Raw genomic sequence first — 20,304 nt, 5'->3', positions numbered from 1 at the left:
ATGTGTCTTATTCTGTGATTTTAAAATGTAGGGATTGGGTTTTCATTTTTTTGTTCCTGTGTTGATCTTACTGATGATTATTGCAGGGTGTGAATGGGTTGTCAATTTTTAAATCATACCCCTGTTGGCTGTACAGGGGCTTAAAAAGAGGGGCGGCAAGAATCTTTTTATTTGATAAACTTAGTTGGTTTCCATTCTATCCAAAAACTTAATACACTCTTTTGCAATAGCACTTGCCAAAGGGGGCGGTACTGCATTACCAACGTGTTCACAGCGTTTTGAGTGATTGCCAATAAATTTATAATCCATTGGAAAGCCCGTAATAACGGACGCTTCACGCACCGTAATACTTCGGTGTTCAATGGGGTGTACAGGAAAATTACTGTGTCCCGGCACAAGCGTTGGGGCTAATAATTCCATAGACAATCGCATTGTATTACCACGAGAATAAAAACTGCTAATTTTTAAATCATCTGGAATTTCGTGCATTGTTTCTTGAATATTAGACCCAGCTTTGATATATTTAAATCGCTCTACGGTTTTTGGCGAATGGTTCATTGGGTGATTATCTATGTCATCTTTATTGGAATAATCAATTTTTGATAATGCTTCGCCAATAGAAATTGGTTTTAAAAACTCCACATTTTCAATATTATCAAAATCCAATTTAGTTAATATCTCATCGGAATGATAGATAGGAAATGGAAACTCAAAATTATTAGGCAAATCTTTACGCACCGCCACAATAATAATCCGCTCTCGCTTGGTTGAAGCTCCATACCAAGCAGTATTTAAAATCTTATGCGAAACATTATAACCAATTCTGTCATAAATCTGGTACAAATCATCTAAAACAGAAATAAGATAATTATTTTCTTTTAAAATAGCCAATAGTCTTTCTTTTTGTTTACGCAAATCCAACCCCTTTTGTTCAAATTCAGGTGTAATTTTATTTTTTTTTCGTAACTCTGCTTTTTGACCTTTATAATTTTCTAATTCCTGCCAAATTCTATCCACTTCATCACGAATAGTCTGTGGTGTACTTTCGGACAATACTTGACCGTTAGAAAAGGCTTTAACATTTTCAATCACACTTATTTTTGGCTTGGTAATTTCCACCAATTTTAATTGTTGATGGTAAAAATAATTGCGTTCATCATTGGGTGAACGCTCCCCCGCCAAACTAAATCCTTTACAAACAATACCGCCAAACATCACATCCAGTTCGCCTTGTTTTAGTTTGATATTATTTAATAAATTATCGGTATCAATATCCAAAACACTACGACAATCCACAAAAGCAGTTTGTTTGATTTCAGGATTATTTAACAATAAAGTATCAATACAATCTTTGTTATCATCATTTACATAAACCGATTTAAACCCATTTTGTTTAAAGCCAATATGAGAGCCACCTGCTCCCACAAAAGTTTCAAAAATCGTATAATCTTTGTTTGTTTTCATATTCATTAAATCAATTCTCACAAAATAGTTTGTAAATTAGCAATATAGGGATTAGCTTTGGTATATTTGGAAATTTCTTTTAACAAAAAATCATCGTTCAAATTCGCTGGATTATAATTTAAATTTCGGCTGCTGCTTCTGGCCTGAAAATCAAGACAACCAAAATCATCTCTTAAAATATTAAGCCAAGACGACAAATAGCGAGTTTGAGACTGCGTCAAAAATAAAATTTCGTTACCACTGTATTTATCCAAAAAATCCTGCTTAATTTCTTGTAAACCTTTATTTAGATGATTTGGATTTTCTACAAAATAATTCATCAAAATATCCGCATAGGGCTTTACATAGGATTTGTACATTATCAACAAAAATTGATTGACATCAAGCATTCCCATCTTTAAGCCTGTTTCTGTTGGCATATTATGACCATTAATAAAACCAAAAGATGACAAACTAATCCAAACATTTCGCCAGTTGCGATTATTGATTGAATTAGTTTTTTGCATTTCTAATTCAATTTCTCTGCGATTAACTTCATTGGTATTCTTGATTTTTAAGAAACACAAATAACGAAGTAGCATATATATTTCAAAAAGTCGTGTATCTCTAACATAATATTGAGAAATACTAATCAAGTTATTTTTAGTTTGCTCTTTAAAGTTATCCAACTCTTGTTGGGTAATTAAGCGAACTGCATTATTCACATCATTAATTTCAATAATTTTGGTTGTTATAGGGTATTTAAATAATGCAATATTAAAGTTTTTATTTAAAAATACCGATGACGGAATTAACAAAACACTATTAAATCCACCGTTTTTATAAGGATAATATTTAGAAATTTCATTTTCATAAAAATACTCATATTGTAATACTTGCCCAATGCCACGCACATAATCGGTTACACCAATATCACCAGCCTTACATTCAATGATTGCTTGAATATGATTATCATAAATCAATGTAAAATCCGCAATAATACCATTGATATATCGATCTTCGTGAATAAGTTTTAACCTTGACAAATCACTTGGCAAATCCAAAGCCGACAATAAATCCGACTGAATATTGGTATTTTGAATAACCAAATCGTGAAAGTATTTTTCACGGATTTTGTCTTGTTGTAAGACTATTTGTTCTAAATTTTGTTCTAAATTCATTGCTTTATCCCAGTATGGTTTAACCTATGCTAATGCTTGCTATTTAGCATAGGTTACTACATTTTTGAGAGGGTTATAAATTTTGAATTTCTCCCACACTCTCCTTAACCTTCCCAATCTGCACTTCCAACTCCGCCAATTTTGCTTTTTCAGCTTCTACCACATTGGCAGGTGCCTTGGCAACAAAAGCTTCGTTGGCAAGTTTGGTTTTGATTTGTTCGTATTGCTTGGTGAGTTTATCCAATTCCTTATTCAAGCGAGCAAGTTCTACCGCAGGGTCAATCAAGCCTTTCATCGGCACCAGCACCACCGCATTGCCAACCACGCTCGATGATGACAAAGGAGCTTTTTCATCATCTGCCAAGAATGTGATACTTTCCACCTTAGCAAGGGCTTTAAATAAAGGCTCAATGCGGGTAATTTGTGCTTTTTCGCTATCCGTGATATTTTGCAATAACACAGGCAATTTGACGCTATTGCCCAAATTCATCTCACCACGAATATTACGCACCGCCCCAATCAAGCCTTGTAACCACGCCATATCATTTTCGGCTTGCTCATTGATACGGCTTTCATCGGCTATTGGATAAGGAGCTAGCATAATACTCTCTCCACCACGATGAATCATTGGGGCAAGCGTCTGCCAAATTTCCTCACTGATAAACGGCATGATTGGATGTACAAGGCGTAGGGCAACTTCCATCACCGATAATAAGACATACCGCACTTGGGCTTTTCTGTCATCAGATACTTCAGGGTCATTTAAGACAGGCTTGGTCAGCTCCACATACCAGTCGCAATATTCATTCCAAATAAAGTCATAAATCGCTTGACTTGCCAAATCCAACCGATAAGTATCAAAAGCAAGATTAACCGATTGTTCTGCTTTTTGCAGACGGCTTACTATCCACTGTTCTGGCAACTCCCAAAGCTCTGGGCGTGCATCAGTATCAATGTCTTTGCCATCAACATTCATCAAGACAAAGCGAGTAGCATTCCAAATTTTATTACAAAAATTACGATAGCCTTCTACTCGTTTTAAGTCAAATTTAATGTCTCGCCCTGTGTTCGCCAATGCACAAAAAGTAAAACGCACCGCATCTGTACCATAAGCATTGATGCCATTTTCAAATTCTTTTCTGGTGGCTTTTTCAATTTTGGTGGCATCTTTAGGATTCATCAGTCCTGTGGTGCGTTTGGCAACCAAACTCTCCAAATCAATGCCATCAATCAAATCCAGTGGGTCTAATACATTGCCTTTTGACTTACTCATTTTTTGACCTTCGCCATCACGAACAAGCCCATGCACATAAACCGTCTTAAAAGGCACTTGCGGTTTACCGTCTTTGTCTTTGACAAAATGCAAAGTCATCATAATCATTCGGGCAACCCAAAAGAAGATGATATCAAAGCCAGTTACCAGCACCGAAGTTGGGTGGAATTTTTGTAAGATTTGATTATCAAAATCACTCTCATCACCTTTCCAACCCAATGTACTAAATGTCCAAAGAGCCGAACTAAACCAAGTATCTAGCACATCATCATCTTGGCGTAAAGCAATATCGCCTAGATTGTATTTTTGGCGAACTTCTGTTTCATTACGCCCCACATAAAAATTACCATTGTCATCATACCACGCAGGAATGCGATGCCCCCACCAAAGCTGACGGCTAATACACCAATCCTTAATCTCACGCATCCACGCCATATACATATTGGTATATTGCTCTGGCACAAATTTAATATCGCCATTTTGCACTGCATCGATGGCAGGTTTGGCAAGTTCATCAATTTTGACATACCATTGGTCGGTTAGTAATGGCTCAATCACCGTACCAGAACGATCGCCTTTTGGCGTTTTTAAAGCGTGTGGCTCTATTTTTTCAAGCCAATTCTCATTGGTAGCCTGCTCAACCAACTTTTTACGAGCAACAAAGCGGTCAAGTCCTGCATACTCAGTCGGAGCTGAAATTGAATCTTGTCCAATCACATCAAATTCGGTCAAAATACAACCATCTTTATCAAAGATATTAATTAAAGGCAAGTGATGGCGTTCACCTACATCGTAATCATTAAAATCATGAGCAGGAGTAATTTTTACACAACCTGTGCCAAATTCTTTTTCCACATAATCATCAGCAATGATGGGTACTTCACGATTAGTAATAGGTAAAATAACTGTTTTACCAATCAAATGAGCATATCTTTCATCATCAGGATTAACCGCAACCGCCGTATCGCCAAGCAGTGTCTCTGGGCGAGTGGTGGCAACGGTAAGGTAATTTTTACCATCTATCGTTGTTAAATTTTTATCAGCGAAATAATAATTAAAATGCCAAAGCGAACCTTGCTCATCGTGGTTTTCTACCTCCAAATCCGATAGAGCGGTATGCAACTTGATATCCCAATTCACAAGGCGTTTTTTGCGATAAATCAGACCTTCGTCATATAGGCGAACAAACACTTCTTTGACCACATCGGACAGCTCATCGTCCATCGTAAAGCGTTCACGAGACCAATCCACGCTTGACCCCAAACGGCGAATTTGGCTAGTGATTGTGCCACCCGATAACTCTTTCCACTCCCACACTTTGTCCAAAAACTTCTCACGCCCTAAGTCGTGGCGACTGATACCTTGCAAACCGAGCTGGCGTTCTACCACCATTTGCGTAGCAATGCCTGCGTGGTCAGTACCGCCTTGCCATAGCGTGTTGTAGCCTTTCATGCGATGATAGCGAGTCAGTGCGTCCATAATGGCATTATTAAAGCCATGCCCCATATGCAGTGAGCCTGTTACATTAGGTGGTGGCAAAACAATACAAAAGGATTTGTCTTTGTCGGTGGTAGGTTTAAAATAGCCTTTTTGTTCCCATTTATCATAAATGCCTGCTTCAATATCGGCAGGATTATAAGTGGCGGACAACTGATCCAAAGTACGCATCATAACTCCAAAATTTTAATGAAAAAATACCCCCTATTTTAGCAAAAAATAAGGGGATTGTGGGGATTTTTTGGTAACCAAAGCTAGGGGTAGAAACCAACAAAAAGTTATTACGGTGGGCGTTACTGGTTTAGATGGGTAGGCTGTAAGGATACATTAAAATTATCCAAACTGGCCACTGCCGTGCCGTAGGCAAGCACCTCCACACCGCCATTACCTATCGTTGATGTCTCAATTCTCACACCATAGATGTGATTATAACCGCTCTTTTGTGCTTGCTTTTTCATTCGCACCACCGCTTCACGCCGTCCTCGTTCAAGCAGTCTTTCATAAACGGTTAGGTTTTTACCAAATAGGCTTAAAACACCAGAATACATCAATTTAAAATAGTCTTGAGCAATAGATACCGAACCTAAGACCAGTACGCCATCTGCATGAGTATCAGGCTGATAAAAGCGTTCATTTGAAATGACGATATACGCCAAAATCCTTTCGTCAGCATCCAAATTTGCCAGATGCTTGCGTTCGGATCTTGTGCCAAAATACCACCCCACACCCACCAAAATAATGACAGTAACGATTTGAAAATTCTGCAAAAGCAGTGCAATCATATTCATGGCATCGCCCCAGATTTATTCAAACAGGCTCATGGTTGATGCCTGATTTGATTGCAAATCTTGCTGTGGTATGGCTTGTGCGGTAGTCTGCACAAAAGGCTCTCTTATTGCCTTAACCGCTGTGCCATAAACAAAGATTTCAGACGCACCTGCTGCCACATTAGAAGTAGCAAACCGCACGCCCACTATCGCATCTGCTCCAAGCTCCACCGCTTTAGCAATCATTCTGTCAAGAGCTTCTTGGCGTGCTTCTTCGAGTAGCTCGGTATAGGCAACAAGCTCACCGCCTATGATATTTTTAAGCCCTGCCAAAAAGTCCTTACCCACATGTTTGGTACGCACCGTGCTACCATAGACCACATCCAAGCGTTCAGTAATGGTGTGATTGGGCAAGTGCTCTAGATTGGATAATTGCATGATTTTTTCCGCTGTTTGTTGATTTTGACATAAAAAATGGGTCAACCAAGACCCATTTTACGCACAATTTGCTTAAAAAACAACCATCATCAATCATCTGTATGGAACAACAAAAACAGCTCGGTAATATTGTCTTCAAGGGCATTTGCCATCTGTGCCAGCGTCTCTTCATCTCGCATATCGTCCATTTCTGGATCAATGCCGGATAAAAGCACCATTGGCAGGGTAAGCATCGCCACATCTTCTTCGGTGCTTTCATCATCAAACCAATCAACATTCTCATCAGAGTACATGGCATCAACAAAGCCGATGGCCCACGCCGCCAGATCCCCTTCTTCACTAAAATCTTCAGCTTCTTCACTGGCATTAAAAGGCAATTCAATCGGTTCTTCTGCTTTTAGTGTGTCGTGCAATTCTTGTTGCCATGCTAGCAATGCCTGCTTGACCTCGTCAGCAACTTGCTGTTCACCGCCTTCAAAAAATGCCGATAGCCAATTTGGCAAAGGCTTGCCTACAACCGTTGCTGTCAAAAAACCATGTGCAGCAATCGGATCTGGTCCGAATTGATTGGCATCGGATTCTAGATAATCAAATAATGCTTGTTTGTTCATTGTTGCTCTCTTAATCATTATCAAGGTATATCATTTAAAAAGGATTTATACCAACAGGTACAAATCCCATCATCTTAATTTGCCGTTACTTAACAGGTTAAAAATCGTCAAAGTCGTCAAAGTCGTCAAAATCATCATCTAAATCAAACTCAGCAAAATCATCTTCCTGCTCAAGTGCCTGCTCGAGCTTTTTTAAACGCTGTTGCTCTAGCAGTGCATCAATTTTTAGGCGTTTTTCCAAAGGTTTTGCTTTGACTTCATCTACCAATTTTGCATCGGTATCTTCTTCAAAGTTGTCATCATCAAAATCATCAATTTCGCTCATCATGACTCCCCATTAATCATCTGTTCATTAGGTAGCCGATAGAATGACTTTTGATTGCATTTTTATCAACCACCAACAGCCTTATATAAGTTATTTATAAAAATGTCAAGTATTTTTGAATTTTTTTATGATAGCATTCTTATAACAGCACTTTTTCCATCGCTTGGCGTAATCGCTCAGCAGTAGCCCTACTCACACTGGCAAGACTGCGACTTTCACGCTCGTGAATGGATTTGGGGTTATCTAACCGCACAAGCTCAACATACACTTTTACTTCTTCTTGAGCTTGTTCATCAATCAGAATCAGTGGCGTTTCTTTGCGTTTATTGGTCAATCCCAACACCACACTAGCATGCTGTACGCTACTAACGGCGGTGCGAATTTGCCATGCAGGTCGTTTGATTTCACGATGTTTATCGTACACCGCCTGATTCAGCATAAGCATGAGCTTTGATAAGAATACTGCTGCTGTTGCTTGTTTGGCACGGTCGTTGCCATTGATGACGACTTTTGCACCCTTATCATCATAATATTTAATCACTTTTGCTTGCACACCCACCAATAATGTCAGATTCAACAGCTCTTTTAGCGACCTATCTAGTAGCTGATTGCATAAGGCGAAATACGCCACTTTATTGTCATGGCTTACGGTGGATAATAGTTGATTTGGGTCTTCAAGCAGTATTTGAACCATGTAACCAGCTTGATCAGAGATAGTGTCAGTCACATCATGAGTATTTGCCTGCGTATCACCCATTGATATTTCTTGCTGAATTCTGGCTTTTTGTAGAAATGAATTCACCGATGGGACGGCTTTACCCCTGTCTTTGTCTTCGCCTTTGTCATTTACATCTTCATTTGCCTTAGCGGTTGCAGTTAGCGACTGCGTAGTCTGCTGTACCAAGAGACCTTTATCCAGTAGTTCTAGGCGTACTTTTTTGGCGATACTATCTCTTAGTTCACTGGTTGGGCGGGCAATATAGCCATATATCAACCACAAAATCATATGCAATGCCAATGCACCAAGCAAAAATAGCCAATGTTCTGAGATAATCTTAGCACGACTGATGCTCGGGGCTTTTACCACCACGCTACCTAGTGCATCACTGCCCGAGACCACCGACCCCTTTAGGGAAATACCTGCATCATTCTCACTGCCCACAGGTACAATCAGGATATCTTTAGCGTCATAGATGCCCACAAAAGACAGCTCATAATCTTTGGCATATTTATCTGCTAGCACGCTCATGCTGATACGGTCATTGTTAGCAAGTGGTGCTTTTAGCTCCAAGGTAAGCTCAGCGATTGACTGCTCAGCAGAAATGCGGTATCTATCTTTGCTTTCACGCTCTTCACTGAGCACAAAAAACAAAGTATGCAGACATAAACTAACCAAAATAAATACGGCAAAAAGCCCTTGTCGTGGTGCTAAGAAAGTCATAAGATACAAAAACCTAAAACCCCCTGCCAAGGATTGTGGCAACAATGGGTAAATAACTTGATGAGAACAACCATTTTACCACGCTTATGCTAAAAATTGCTGCATCTTTAGCTAAAATTTATCTATTTTTGCCAAAAAATCAGTGTTTTTTCTAAAAATACCCAAACAATAACACAATCTTGGTTATATTTTTGATACCAAAGGGTAAAAAGTTTGGAATGAGGGTTGTATTTTTTTTGATATTTGGGCATGATAGCCCATATTCATCACCAAGAAAACAGGGTTATCCATACATGAGCATCACTTACGCCCTACCAAAGCATAGTCAAGCATGGCAAAACGCCCTAAATTCTGTTGCCAATGTACTACCCATAGGCATGAGCATAACTACCGCTCCTTTGGAACAATTACCCATCTTTGCCATCGTGGTCGTTGTCAAGCGTCCGCACGGCAATGTTGATTCGCTCATACAGGCATGGGTGGATACTCAAGCAAACTGGCAAGCCATCATTGTCCATGATGATGAAAACGCCAAAACAAATGCCCATCTCATAGAAGTTCAAGAACCGCTAGCTGATGTTTCTGTTCATCGCTATCTGCTCGCCCAAGCCCAATGTATCCAGATGAGCGATGGCGAACGCAAAGCGGCCACTCATATCATTGATGAACAGCTTAGCACCTACTTGGCAGATAGGCTTGATAATGATGCCGATGTACACATTTTGTCTGTCGGTCAAGTGTTGCACGACCACCGTTTGGCGTGCTTTGACATGGACTCTACCTTAATTGAACAAGAGGTTATCGTTGAGATTGCTAGATTCTGTGGCATTGAGGATAAGGTTTTAGAGATTACCGAGCAGGCAATGCGTGGTGAGATTGATTTTGCAACCAGTTTTGCTCGCCGTGTGGCACTGCTTGAAGGGGTCTTGGCATCGGTCATTGACGAAATCATCGCCAAACGCATTACCTTTAGCTCAGGTGCATACGCCACCATCAAGGCACTAAAAGCGTTGGGCTATCATACAGTACTGATTTCAGGTGGTTTTACGCCATTTGCCCAATATGTCGCTCAAACGCTCGGCATAGATGAATATCACGCTAACACCCTATCTGTTTTGGGTGGTGAATTAACAGGGCAAATAGATGACAATATCATTGATGGCAACAAAAAGGCTGCCATCGTTGCTAAGATTGCAAACGCACACTCGCTCGGTATGCACCAAGTGGTCTGCGTTGGCGATGGGGCAAATGATTTACCAATGATGCACATCAGCGATATAGGCATCGCTTATCATGCCAAACCTATTGTTAAAGCCAAAGCTGATGCAGCCATCAATATTACAGGGCTTGAAGGAGTGCTATATGCCTTGGGTCATCGTTTTGATGTACACACTTGATTGATGTACGCTTGACTTGCCCAACTGCACATGTACCACCAAAACCGTCAAATAAAACACAAAAACATAATAATCATGATTTGAATAGCTAGCTTTTCGTGAAAAATTTTTGTTATACTACTTGATGAGTTTTTATCAATTAGCTAATTATTAGCCCTTATTCACTTTTTATTTTTGAGTTTTGATATGTTTATAGTGCCTTTTTTAGATATTAAAGCAGATGCCTTAGATGCCCTACTTGCCACTTTAGGCTTTCGTTTAAGCTCGCTCATTAAAAGCCGTTCAAATGATGAGCTAAATTCTCTCATTGCCGACAAAAATATCAGCATCCAGTTCATCAGCCCAACCGCTGAGCGTTTTTATGAGTTTACACAAAGCTCGTTTAGTCAGTCGCTAGGCAAAACAGACAAAGCGGATTTAACCATTGATTTTAAGGATTCCAACACAGGTGTTAAGCTACTTACCAAAGGTGATATCGCCGCTTTTATGACCGCTGTACAAAATGGCGATGTCAAAATCACAGGAGACTATAAGCTTGTGCTTTGGTTTGCAGGAGTTGCCAAGCACGCCACAAAAATCCCTGATGAATATAAAGGCTATATTGCCCAAGTCAAGCCTTATGTTGAGCAGGTTGTTAATGCCATTAAAAGCAAGACTGGTAAATAACTTACCTAATTGATTCATCATAGCAATGATGGCGTCTTTTTTGAATACTTGTTTACTATTTTTATAAAGTTTGTTAGAATAAGGAACATTTGTTTACTGATAAATTTCAGTTTATTTTTGACAGGACTGCTAATGAACAACAACACAGCAATAAGACGCAGTAAAGAAGAGATTTCTCGCCTGTTCGACCTGCCACTCATGGATTTGCTGATGCAGGCTCAAAGTGTACACCGACAGCATTTCAATGCCAATGAAGTACAAATCAGCACCCTACTATCCATCAAAACAGGCAACTGCCCTGAAGACTGTGGCTACTGTTCACAGTCAGGTCATTACCGTGATAAAACAGGGCTTGAAGCTGAAAAACGCCTAGAAGTCCAAAAAGTCATCAATGCTGCAAAACAAGCCAAAGCATCTGGCTCTTCTCGTTTTTGTATGGGTGCCGCTTGGAAGCACCCTTCAGCCAAAGACATGCCCTATCTGACCGAACTGATTCGTGAAGTTAAAGCCTTAGGACTTGAAACCTGCATGACTTTAGGGATGTTACAATCTGAGCAAGCCCAAATGCTTGCTGACGCAGGTCTTGATTATTACAATCACAACCTTGATACCTCTCGCAATTATTACAATCAAGTTACCTCTACTCGCACCTATGATGACCGCTTAAAAACCCTAGACCATGTACGCAAAGCCGGTATCAATGTATGCAGTGGCTCTATCGTGGGCATGGGCGAAAGCCGTGAAGATCGCATTGATTGGATACATGAACTAACCACTATGCCTGTAGCCCCCCAATCCATTCCTGTCAATCTGCTTGTCCCCATCAAAGGCACACCACTTGGCGATAAGGTTCTAGAAGAAGGTCGGTTATCCGTCATTGAATGGATTCGTACGATTGCAGTTACTCGTATTTGCTGCCCAACTAGCTATGTGCGTCTATCGGCAGGGCGTGAAAGCCTAACCGATGGCGAGCAGGCATTAGCATTTATGGCAGGAGCAAACTCGTTCTTTTATGGCGATAAGCTACTGACCACAGGCAATCAGTCCCAAGCCAACGATGATCGACTCATGGCTGAATTAGGACTTATCGCCCAACAACCCAAACCCAAACCCACCATCGTTAATGCCATGACAGGCAAAGATGAATTTCAGGATCTGCCTGAAAACTGTCCGCTATTTGCTTAATCAAAGCTTTATGAGCAAATATTTTTCTGTTTCCACTCAAAGAGATTAAATCCCATGAAAAAATCCACCTTACTTAAACAGTCAGCCCTAGGCTTGACCATATCCCTTGCTCTAAGTACTCATGCACAGCCGTACAGCCAAGTCATTGTATTTGGAGACAGTCTGTCGGACACAGGTAATTTTGCTAAACAAATCAACGATAATGGCTTAATTGGACTTATCTTTAATACAAAGGCTCAGCCTTCTTTTACCACAAACCCTGATACAACATGGGCTGGCGTACTTGCTCACTCTTATGGACATACTGCCGAACCTAATGACAACCAAACACTAACAGGAACAAACTATGCTGTTGGTGGTGCTAGAGCAGAATTCGAGGTGGTGCAACCTCTTGGTATTGCCACAAGCCCCTCTGTAAAACAACAAATTGACAGTTATTTTAACAAACATGATAAAGCTGACCCCAAAGCACTTTATGCCGTTTGGATTGGTGCAAATGACCTACTAGAAGCCAGTGATAAAAAACACAGCATCTTAGATTCTATTAAAATTCTACAAGATGCTGCACAGTCTGAAATACAATCAGTCAAGCGTCTAAGCGACTCAGGAGCAAAGCAAATCTTGGTGCCAAATCTACCTGATGTCAGTCTAACTCCTCGTATGATTAATGACCCAAACAAAGCATCTGCCACCATTGCCGCTCAATACTACAACAGCACACTATACACCGGTCTCAATCAAAGCGACGCAAATGTCATTCCTGCCAACACTTTTGCCCTGCTTCAAGAAGCAGTAAGCAACAAAGAGGCTTTTGGCTTTAAACATACCGACACCTACGGATGCAAGCCTATTCATCCACAATTACCATCATCATTAATCTCAGTTACTTGCGACCAAAGCTCTTGGCAGACCCCTACAGCCAATGAAGACTTCGCCTTTGCTGATGAAATTCATCCATCAGGACGCACTCACAGTATCTTGGCACAGTATTACCGCTCCATCATTGATGCACCTACTCAAGTGAGCAAACTGCCTCAGCAGATACTTAATACAGGTACCATTAACAATGAGCATCTAAGCCGTCGCCTAAATCGTTTAAATGGTCAAAAACATGGTATATGGGTAGATGCTCTTGCAGGTAGCAATGGTTCGCTTACCACAGGGCTCGACATTGCAGGCGAGCGTAGCCATACAGGAGCATATCTAAACCATCAAAACCAAGATTATGCCCTATCTAATACCTTAAGTGCAGAGGCTAAGAACATTGGTGTTGGTGTATATCATCGCCATGTATTCAACAATCTATACCTAGGTATGAATGCAGGCATCGATCGCCTAACAGTCAATACCAATCGCCGAATCGCTTGGAAAGGTGAAGCACGCCAGCACAGTGCCAATGCAGCTGCCAGACGCTTCCATGCTGGTATGCAAGCTGGCTATAACATCAGTTTAGACAAAGCAAGCATTCGCCCTTATATTGGTGTTAACACGCAAAAAGTAGCCTTAAACGCACTGACAGAAGACCAACTTGCACTGTCTACCGCCATGAGATTCCATAAGCAAGACATCAACTCCTTGCAAGGTAAGGTTGGCATTGATATGGATTATGTCATCACGCCAAAGGTAACTTTTACAGGTGGAGTAAGCCATACTCACGAGTTTAAGGAAAATGACCGTGTGATCAATGCCGCTCTCACATCAGTGCCTGAATACGCCAAAGGCTTTAACACCACTGTCGTGGGTGATAAAGTTCATGCCACAAGTGCCACATTGGGCCTAAAAGGTCAAATCGGTCGCACCCAAATAGGCGTGGGTGCTTATGCTACACATCTAGATGGCAAGCATGGTACAGATACCAATACTGGTGGCTTCATCAGTACCGCATGGGCGTTTTAATAACCTCTTTGAATAATCAACTTTCAAAGTCAAATAAAAAGTGGTATCATGCCACTTTTTATTTTATCTACAATTTTTATATTGCTGATGGCTTCTCATGTTTGACTATATTAAGGCTTTTCATATCATCTCGATGATCTGCTGGTTTGCAGGGATTTTTTATTTACCTCGCCTCTTCGTCTATCACGCCATGAGTGAGGATAGGATAAGCCTAGATCGCTTTGTTGTTATGGAGCGTAAGCTGTATCGTGGGATTATGACTCCTGCAATGATAGCCACATGGGTGCTAGGTCTATCAATGGTCATCATGAATTGGCAGGTGTACAAAACACAAGGCTGGCTACATGCCAAGCTCACACTTGTCATTCTCCTAACCATCTATCACCTGCTATGCGGGCGTTTTCGGATGCGTCTGATGGATAACCCCAAGTTAAAAAGCCATGTCTATTGGCGATGGTTTAATGAGGTTCCTGTTTTTATTCTTGTAGCAGTAGTTGTACTGGTGGTGGTCAAACCATTTTAATTGCCAACCAAACCCATATTTAAAAAACCATCAAGAGGGTGTGCCCATCTTGATGGTTGTTTGTCTGATGGCTATTTTTTGCCCCTCAAGCACCGCTTTGGCAATGACAACTTCTCGTTCATCAGCAAAGCCCACAAAGTGATGGCAGCATCCTTTATCGCAAATGGTTAGCTGGGCTTGGTCAGCCTGTATCCAAGCATTCTCACTTAGCCTAACATTCATGCCATTGATACTAAAGAATCCTTGTTTTATCACAAGCAGACCTTGAGCATGGTATTGTTGCGTCTTGGCGGTATGTTTTTTTTGATTAAAAAAATACATCAGCACCGCCCATAATGCCACCGCACCGATAGCATAAGGAACAGGCATGGTAAAGCAAATCACCGCTACTAGCACCGAACAAAGTAGCATGGCCAATGCCCAAATAAACAAATAATCGCAAGTCTTGCCTATCAGCCTTATTTGCACACCATCTTCTATAACCTGCATCACCAGCCCAATGCCTTTTGCTGTGCATCAATCAGTGTGCGAATACCAGAATATGCCAAAGCAAGCATCTCATTTGCTTCATCAGGCGTAAAGGGCTTTTCTTCTGCCGTCCCTTGAATCTCAATAAAGCCACCCGCCTGCGTCATTACCACATTCAAGTCGGTATCACAAGTTGAGTCTTCGCTATAATCCAAATCCAAATAAGCCTGACCATCTTTGATGCCAACAGACACCGCCGCAACCAAGCCTAATAATGGGTCTTGGGTTATTTTTTTGTCTCGTTGCAAAGTCTCTAGGGCATCAATGAGTGCTACCGCCGCCCCTGTAATGCTTGCTGTGCGAGTACCGCCATCTGCCTGAATGACATCGCAGTCAATGTAGATGGTATTTTCTCCCAGTTTTGATAAATCAAGCATCGCACGCAAAGAGCGTCCAATAAGTCTTTGAATCTCTTGGGTGCGTCCAGATTGCTTGCCCTTAGCCGCCTCTCGTTGGGTGCGTGTGCCTGTGGCACGAGGCAACATACCGTACTCAGCTGTCAGCCAACCTTGACCCTGCCCTTTTAGCCAGCGTGGTACGCCCGCTTCAATGCTAGCAGTACACAGCACTTTGGTATCGCCAAAGCATACCAATACCGAACCTTCAGCGTGCTTGGTGTAATTTCTGGTGAATGAGATGGGACGCATTTCATTGAATGCACGGTTATTGTATCGCATGATTTTTACTCATTTTTTATGTTTATTAATGCAAGGATATTCTATCAAGTTCCGCCCAATAATACAAAACATTATCCAAAGAAAAAGACCCACTTAGGTCTTTTTCTTTAAAACTACATCGCCAATGGCAACTTATTGTTTATTTTGTTCTTCAAGCTTACGCAAATCCTTACGCAAAATCTTACCGACATTTGATTTTGGCAATTCATTGATGAACTCAATGATTTTTGGGCGTTTATAGCCTGTTAGCTGTTCTTTTGCCCATTGTTTGATTTCCTGCTCAGTTAAAGTTTCGTCTTTTTTAACAATATAGGCTTTCACCATTTCACCGCTATACTCATCCGACACACCAATAACCCCACATTCTAGCACTTTTGGATGAGCGGAGATTGCCGCTTCAACTTCGTTTGGATAGACATTGAAGCCAGACACCAAGACCATATCTTTTTTGCGGTCAACAATCTTGATATACCCCTCTTCATCAATAATGCCAATATCGCCTGTGCGGAAAAATCCATCATCAGTCATCACTTTGGCGGTTTCATCATCTCGCTTATAGTAGCCTTTCATGACCTGTGGACCTTTGGCACAGATTTCACCCGGCTCACCAAATGGCACTTCGTTGCCCGCATCATTAAGCAAGCGGATATCTGTGTGTGGCAAAGGAACACCGATTCTGCCGGAATAGCCTGCCGGTGGTGGCGTAACAGTCAGTACAGGCGAAGTCTCTGATAGTCCATAACCTTCGGTGATATAACAACCTGTCATATCTTCCCACGCTTTGGCAGTACTAGGTAAGACAGACATACCCCCTGCAAGACTAAACTTTAAGTTGCTGTGGTCAATATTCTTAAAGCCTTCATGGTTCGTCAGTGCATTAAATAGCGTATTAACGCCCATAAAGAAAGCCGGGCGATACTTGCTGTGCTGTTTGGTTAAGTCGTTAAAATCACGAGCATTTGGAATCAACAATAACGAAAAACCGATACGCATCGCCAACAGGCTCACCATGAAGCAGAATATGTGATAAAGTGGTAGAGCAATCGTTACATATTCGCCTTTTGTTACGCCATTAGGAAATGCCGTTTGCACGAAGTTGCTTGCTTGTCTAACATTGGCAATAATATTACGATGGGTCAGCATCGCACCTTTGGCCACACCAGTTGTACCACCTGTGTATTGCAACACTGCCACATCATCAAGTTCTAATTGTGGGCGTTTATAATTACTGTGCGGAACTTTGTTTAACGCCTCTTTAAAGCTGACGGCATTATCCAACTGATAGCTTGGTACCATTTTTTTGATGTGTTTGACGACCAGATTTACCACCAAGCCTTTTAGACCCAACATATCGCCAATACTGGCGACCACGACATGCTTTACCTGCCCCTTGTTTTTGACATCAGCAAAAGTTTTGGCGAAGTTTTCCAAGATGAATAATACTTTGGTATCGCTATCATTGAGCTGATGCTCAAGCTCATGGCTAGTGTATAACGGATTGACATTGACTAGTGTATAACCTGCACGAATAATACCAAACATCGTGATGAGATATTGTGGCACATTGGGCATCATGACCGCTACTTTATCGCCATTTTGTAGCCCTAGCGACTGCAAATACGCTGCAATCTTTAAACTTGCTACATCTAACTCGCTATAGGTCATGGACTTATCCATGAAAGTTAGCACATTATTCTCTCTATGAGTGGCGATATACTCCTCAAAACTATCCGCCAACGAATTAATATGTTCTGGTATCTCAAAATCATAATCAACGCCATACTGTTCGTAGGTCTTATACCACAAGCGATCTTTTGGGAGTGCGAAGTTAGATGTCGTCATAATCTATTCCTTTTTTTACATGAAGCAGCCGATCTCATTCGACCTATCGGCACAATATTACATAACGCCAAATATTGCGATTAAAATTTTCTAATAAAATACACCATTTTTTTGGATTTGCCAATCAATTTTTATGTTTTGTGAAAGACCCACACCAAAATAATCCGCCACTAAGATAACCATAGCATTTGCACCGCTTGATAACCAACTTTTATGCAAGTAGCAACAAAATCACCAAAGTCAATAAGCGAAATTTTTCTTTGGGTAAACAACTGCCAAGCCGTCCACCAAGCACAATCCCTACCACAGACAACACCGTTAAGAAAGCAATCACAACCCAAGTTTGGCTTGGCACGCTCATGATGGCATCTTTTAAAATGATGGCTTGTACTAGTTTATTAACAAAATAGCATAGATTGCCTAGCTTGATGATGGTAAATTTATCATCACTGATGGATAATAAGTACATCAATAACACCGATGACGTGGCGTTGGTCGCCCCACCAATCACACCTGCAACCAGACCAATTATCATCAATGATACTAGGTTATTAGGCAGAACGATTTTTTTACCCAAAAGACTCATGATGGCGTACCACAGCACCGCAACGGCCAAAGTCAACATCAGATATGCTGAGTTCATAACAAGTAGCAGATACACACCCAAAGCACTACCAATCACCGAAACAACAATCAACATCCAGTATTTTCTAAGGTAATGGCTAAAGTTATGCCAAATACTACCATTGCCAAACAGCCATGCAATTAGGTTTAACACCGCTGTTGGTATCAGCACAATGATAATCGCTTCTGCCAAACCATAAGGCGAGCTTAATGCACCAATAGTAATGAGCGGAAAACCCATGCCTGCAATACCATGCAATAATGACGCCACCAAAAATAAGGCGATCAACCACACCTCCAGCGTCAAGGTTTTCATACTATCATGCTCTTAGCTTGGCTTTGTTGATTAAATTGGGCTTGTTTTAACAGCATTGTTTCACCAATCATCAAAACAAGCTGAGCTGCGATATCATCTTTGCTTGCCTTAGCAAGTAGTCTTTTGTCTTTGGCGTAGGCTTGAGCAAAAAACACCGTCATGGCATTATCATCTGCACCAAAGCCAATGGAAGTATCTGACACATCGTTTACCGCTATCATGTCCAAGTTTTTACTGACAAGCTTGGATTTGGCATAATTTTCGGTATCTTGAGTCTCAGCAGCAAACCCAACCATAAAAGCACGGGGGAATTCTTTGGCAATAGTGGCAAGCACATCAGGATTTTTGACAAGCTCTAAGACCAGAGCGTCATTATCAGCATTTTTTTTGATTTTTTGGGTAGCGACAGTTTTGACTTTATAATCAGCAACGGCAGCGGTGGCGATAAAGATGGTATCGCCATCATCACGCATCACACTTTGACAAGCAACCAACAGCTCATCTGCCGTTGTGATGGTGATTTTATCCGCACCTATTGGCGTGGGCAGATGAACCGATTTACCTGCAATAATAATAACCTTTGCACCCATATCCAGACAGGCACGAGCGATGGCATAGCCCATTTTTCCTGTAGAATGGTTGGATAGGTAACGCACAGGGTCAATGGATTCTACTGTCGCCCCTGCGGTGATAACAACGGTCTTGCCTGTCAAATTTTGGGGTATCGAACAACGACGCAAATAACCCAAAATTCGCTCGCACAAATCTTCAGGTTCGGGCAATCTGCCAGCTCCCACATCGCCACACGCCTGCTCGCCACTGTCAGGATTTAGGATTATATGACCAAATTTTTGTAATTTATGCAGATTTTCTTGGACGACTTTTTGTCCATACATCGCCTGATTCATCGCAGGGGCAATCAAAATTGGTGCGGTAGTTGCTAAGCACACCGTACCCACCAAATCATCTGCTAAGCCACCAGCCAGTTTACCAATCATATTGGCTGTAGCAGGGGCAATCACCACCACATCTGCCCACTTGGCAAGCTCAATATGCCCCATGCCTCGCTCTGCTTGCTCATCAAGTAGCTGAGTATGCACCTCTTGACCCGTCAATGCCTGCAAAGTTAAAGGCGTGATGAACTGGCACGCCGCATCAGTCATCATGACACGCACATTGCACCCCGCCTTCATGAGCAAGCGAGCAAGAGCAGCAGATTTATAAGCGGCGACACCACCTGTGATGGCAAGGAGTATATTTTTGGTCTGGAAGGCGTGATTCATTATAAGAGATGTAAAGGTTAAAAATAGTGCATATTTTAGCACAGATTAGGCGTGGGTGTGGAACGCTTTTGCCCTACCTAGTATGATTAATGTTTTATCTAGCCTGTCCTATTTTTTAATACCAATAAAATATCAGGTCATCAGACCAGTTGTAATTTTAGTAGCCCAACCAACAAGCTGACGGTTTTTATTGCCAAGTTAATAACGCAATCAGTTGGCAAATGCTCAATATCGCTCGCCGTGATTTTGCCATAGACGCCATCAAATTCTAGTCTACTCATCAAAAGCATAAAATGATATTTTTTATAATTTTTTACGCAAAATATCATAAAAGACCTTTAGCCCCATCAGTTTTTATGATATATTTCTAAGATTGTTTATTTTTTAGTCA

19 protein-coding genes are annotated in these 20,304 nt (G+C 41.2%); 5 read left to right on the top strand and 14 right to left on the bottom strand.

Features of this window, described 5'->3' with window-relative positions; all coding sequences use genetic code 11:
* Positions 1 to 180: 180 nt before the first annotated feature.
* The 8 genes from L3D27_RS02495 to L3D27_RS02460 all read right to left on the bottom strand — a co-directional run bounded on the left by L3D27_RS02495 (position 181) and on the right by L3D27_RS02460 (position 8,976).
* Complete coding sequence (locus L3D27_RS02495) at positions 181 to 1,470, bottom strand: DNA cytosine methyltransferase (protein WP_432481454.1); 1,290 nt, start codon at positions 1,468 to 1,470, stop codon at positions 181 to 183.
* Positions 1,471 to 1,481: 11 nt separating this feature from the next.
* Complete coding sequence (locus L3D27_RS02490) at positions 1,482 to 2,624, bottom strand: hypothetical protein (RefSeq protein WP_432481453.1); 1,143 nt, start codon at positions 2,622 to 2,624, stop codon at positions 1,482 to 1,484.
* A gap of 73 nt (positions 2,625 to 2,697) precedes the next feature.
* Positions 2,698 to 5,568 (bottom strand): valine--tRNA ligase, encoded by a 2,871-nt coding sequence (locus L3D27_RS02485; protein ID WP_432481452.1) that lies wholly within the window; start codon positions 5,566 to 5,568, stop codon positions 2,698 to 2,700.
* A gap of 119 nt (positions 5,569 to 5,687) precedes the next feature.
* Entirely contained in the window at positions 5,688 to 6,182 is a 495-nt protein-coding gene (locus tag L3D27_RS02480; protein WP_284674101.1) for a YbjQ family protein, read from the bottom strand.
* Positions 6,183 to 6,197: 15 nt separating this feature from the next.
* The gene (locus tag L3D27_RS02475) at positions 6,198 to 6,599 is read right to left on the bottom strand and encodes a YbjQ family protein (RefSeq protein ID WP_432481451.1); all 402 of its coding nucleotides are present in this window, start codon (positions 6,597 to 6,599) and stop codon (positions 6,198 to 6,200) included.
* Positions 6,600 to 6,688: 89 nt separating this feature from the next.
* Positions 6,689 to 7,210, bottom strand: coding sequence for a YecA family protein (locus L3D27_RS02470; RefSeq protein WP_432481450.1), 522 nt, complete (start codon positions 7,208 to 7,210; stop codon positions 6,689 to 6,691).
* A gap of 97 nt (positions 7,211 to 7,307) precedes the next feature.
* The gene (locus L3D27_RS02465) at positions 7,308 to 7,535 is read right to left on the bottom strand and encodes a PA3496 family putative envelope integrity protein (RefSeq protein ID WP_284674556.1); all 228 of its coding nucleotides are present in this window, start codon (positions 7,533 to 7,535) and stop codon (positions 7,308 to 7,310) included.
* A 139-nt stretch (positions 7,536 to 7,674) separates the two neighbouring features.
* On the bottom strand, positions 7,675 to 8,976 hold the full coding sequence (locus tag L3D27_RS02460) for a hypothetical protein (RefSeq protein ID WP_284674098.1): 1,302 nt from the start codon (positions 8,974 to 8,976) through the stop codon (positions 7,675 to 7,677).
* A 293-nt stretch (positions 8,977 to 9,269) separates the two neighbouring features.
* Here L3D27_RS02460 and serB point away from each other — a divergent pair, with 293 nt between their 5' ends.
* From serB to hemJ, 5 genes are all read left to right on the top strand, one after another.
* A complete protein-coding gene (gene serB, locus L3D27_RS02455; protein WP_432481449.1) occupies positions 9,270 to 10,373 on the top strand; it encodes a phosphoserine phosphatase SerB in 1,104 nt (367 codons plus the stop codon).
* A 186-nt stretch (positions 10,374 to 10,559) separates the two neighbouring features.
* On the top strand, positions 10,560 to 11,039 hold the full coding sequence (locus L3D27_RS02450; protein WP_432481448.1) for a hypothetical protein: 480 nt from the start codon (positions 10,560 to 10,562) through the stop codon (positions 11,037 to 11,039).
* 132 nt (positions 11,040 to 11,171) lie between these two features.
* On the top strand, positions 11,172 to 12,224 hold the full coding sequence (gene bioB, locus L3D27_RS02445; protein ID WP_432481446.1) for a biotin synthase BioB: 1,053 nt from the start codon (positions 11,172 to 11,174) through the stop codon (positions 12,222 to 12,224).
* 54 nt (positions 12,225 to 12,278) lie between these two features.
* On the top strand, positions 12,279 to 14,120 hold the full coding sequence (locus tag L3D27_RS02440; protein ID WP_432481445.1) for an autotransporter domain-containing protein: 1,842 nt from the start codon (positions 12,279 to 12,281) through the stop codon (positions 14,118 to 14,120).
* Between the two features lie 97 nt (positions 14,121 to 14,217).
* Positions 14,218 to 14,643: a protoporphyrinogen oxidase HemJ gene (hemJ, locus tag L3D27_RS02435; protein WP_284674093.1), complete on the top strand. Its 426-nt coding sequence runs from the start codon at positions 14,218 to 14,220 to the stop codon at positions 14,641 to 14,643.
* A gap of 30 nt (positions 14,644 to 14,673) precedes the next feature.
* Here hemJ and L3D27_RS02430 read toward each other — a convergent pair whose 3' ends face one another.
* The 6 genes from L3D27_RS02430 to L3D27_RS02405 all read right to left on the bottom strand — a co-directional run bounded on the left by L3D27_RS02430 (position 14,674) and on the right by L3D27_RS02405 (position 20,194).
* Positions 14,674 to 15,132 carry a hypothetical protein gene (locus tag L3D27_RS02430; RefSeq protein WP_432481444.1) on the bottom strand — a complete coding sequence of 153 codons (459 nt, stop codon included), beginning with the start codon at positions 15,130 to 15,132 and terminating at the stop codon, positions 14,674 to 14,676.
* Positions 15,132 to 15,848: a ribonuclease PH gene (gene rph / locus L3D27_RS02425; RefSeq protein ID WP_284674091.1), complete on the bottom strand. Its 717-nt coding sequence runs from the start codon at positions 15,846 to 15,848 to the stop codon at positions 15,132 to 15,134. The genes L3D27_RS02430 and rph overlap by 1 nt, the downstream gene beginning before the upstream one ends.
* 132 nt (positions 15,849 to 15,980) lie before the next feature.
* The gene (locus L3D27_RS02420) at positions 15,981 to 17,690 is read right to left on the bottom strand and encodes an AMP-binding protein (RefSeq protein ID WP_432481443.1); all 1,710 of its coding nucleotides are present in this window, start codon (positions 17,688 to 17,690) and stop codon (positions 15,981 to 15,983) included.
* A 211-nt stretch (positions 17,691 to 17,901) separates the two neighbouring features.
* Entirely contained in the window at positions 17,902 to 18,630 is a 729-nt protein-coding gene (locus L3D27_RS02415; protein ID WP_432481442.1) for a sulfite exporter TauE/SafE family protein, read from the bottom strand.
* A complete protein-coding gene (coaBC, locus tag L3D27_RS02410) occupies positions 18,627 to 19,913 on the bottom strand; it encodes a bifunctional phosphopantothenoylcysteine decarboxylase/phosphopantothenate--cysteine ligase CoaBC (RefSeq protein ID WP_284674088.1) in 1,287 nt (428 codons plus the stop codon). The genes L3D27_RS02415 and coaBC overlap by 4 nt, the downstream gene beginning before the upstream one ends.
* 140 nt (positions 19,914 to 20,053) lie before the next feature.
* Positions 20,054 to 20,194 carry a hypothetical protein gene (locus L3D27_RS02405; RefSeq protein WP_284674087.1) on the bottom strand — a complete coding sequence of 47 codons (141 nt, stop codon included), beginning with the start codon at positions 20,192 to 20,194 and terminating at the stop codon, positions 20,054 to 20,056.
* Between the last annotated feature and the right edge of the window lie 110 nt (positions 20,195 to 20,304).

Source organism: Moraxella sp. ZY200743 (genome assembly GCF_050885545.1).
GTDB lineage: Bacteria > Pseudomonadota > Gammaproteobacteria > Pseudomonadales > Moraxellaceae > Moraxella > Moraxella haemolytica.
This window is presented reverse-complemented; position numbering and strand designations above follow the sequence as displayed.

Coding starts and splice junctions, on each gene's coding strand:
- L3D27_RS02490 (WP_432481453.1), bottom strand. CDS start 2,624: ATGAATTTAGAACAAAATTTAGAACAAATAGTCTTACAACAAGACAAA.
- rph (WP_284674091.1), bottom strand. CDS start 15,848: ATGCGATACAATAACCGTGCATTCAATGAAATGCGTCCCATCTCATTC.
- L3D27_RS02475 (WP_432481451.1), bottom strand. CDS start 6,599: ATGCAATTATCCAATCTAGAGCACTTGCCCAATCACACCATTACTGAA.
- L3D27_RS02405 (WP_284674087.1), bottom strand. CDS start 20,194: ATGAGTAGACTAGAATTTGATGGCGTCTATGGCAAAATCACGGCGAGC.
- L3D27_RS02495 (WP_432481454.1), bottom strand. CDS start 1,470: ATGAATATGAAAACAAACAAAGATTATACGATTTTTGAAACTTTTGTG.
- coaBC (WP_284674088.1), bottom strand. CDS start 19,913: ATGAATCACGCCTTCCAGACCAAAAATATACTCCTTGCCATCACAGGT.
- bioB (WP_432481446.1), top strand. CDS start 11,172: ATGAACAACAACACAGCAATAAGACGCAGTAAAGAAGAGATTTCTCGC.
- L3D27_RS02450 (WP_432481448.1), top strand. CDS start 10,560: ATGTTTATAGTGCCTTTTTTAGATATTAAAGCAGATGCCTTAGATGCC.
- L3D27_RS02420 (WP_432481443.1), bottom strand. CDS start 17,690: ATGACGACATCTAACTTCGCACTCCCAAAAGATCGCTTGTGGTATAAG.
- hemJ (WP_284674093.1), top strand. CDS start 14,218: ATGTTTGACTATATTAAGGCTTTTCATATCATCTCGATGATCTGCTGG.
- L3D27_RS02440 (WP_432481445.1), top strand. CDS start 12,279: ATGAAAAAATCCACCTTACTTAAACAGTCAGCCCTAGGCTTGACCATA.
- serB (WP_432481449.1), top strand. CDS start 9,270: ATGAGCATCACTTACGCCCTACCAAAGCATAGTCAAGCATGGCAAAAC.
- L3D27_RS02480 (WP_284674101.1), bottom strand. CDS start 6,182: ATGAATATGATTGCACTGCTTTTGCAGAATTTTCAAATCGTTACTGTC.
- L3D27_RS02430 (WP_432481444.1), bottom strand. CDS start 15,132: ATGCAGGTTATAGAAGATGGTGTGCAAATAAGGCTGATAGGCAAGACT.
- L3D27_RS02470 (WP_432481450.1), bottom strand. CDS start 7,210: ATGAACAAACAAGCATTATTTGATTATCTAGAATCCGATGCCAATCAA.
- L3D27_RS02485 (WP_432481452.1), bottom strand. CDS start 5,568: ATGATGCGTACTTTGGATCAGTTGTCCGCCACTTATAATCCTGCCGAT.
- L3D27_RS02465 (WP_284674556.1), bottom strand. CDS start 7,535: ATGAGCGAAATTGATGATTTTGATGATGACAACTTTGAAGAAGATACC.
- L3D27_RS02415 (WP_432481442.1), bottom strand. CDS start 18,630: ATGAAAACCTTGACGCTGGAGGTGTGGTTGATCGCCTTATTTTTGGTG.
- L3D27_RS02460 (WP_284674098.1), bottom strand. CDS start 8,976: ATGACTTTCTTAGCACCACGACAAGGGCTTTTTGCCGTATTTATTTTG.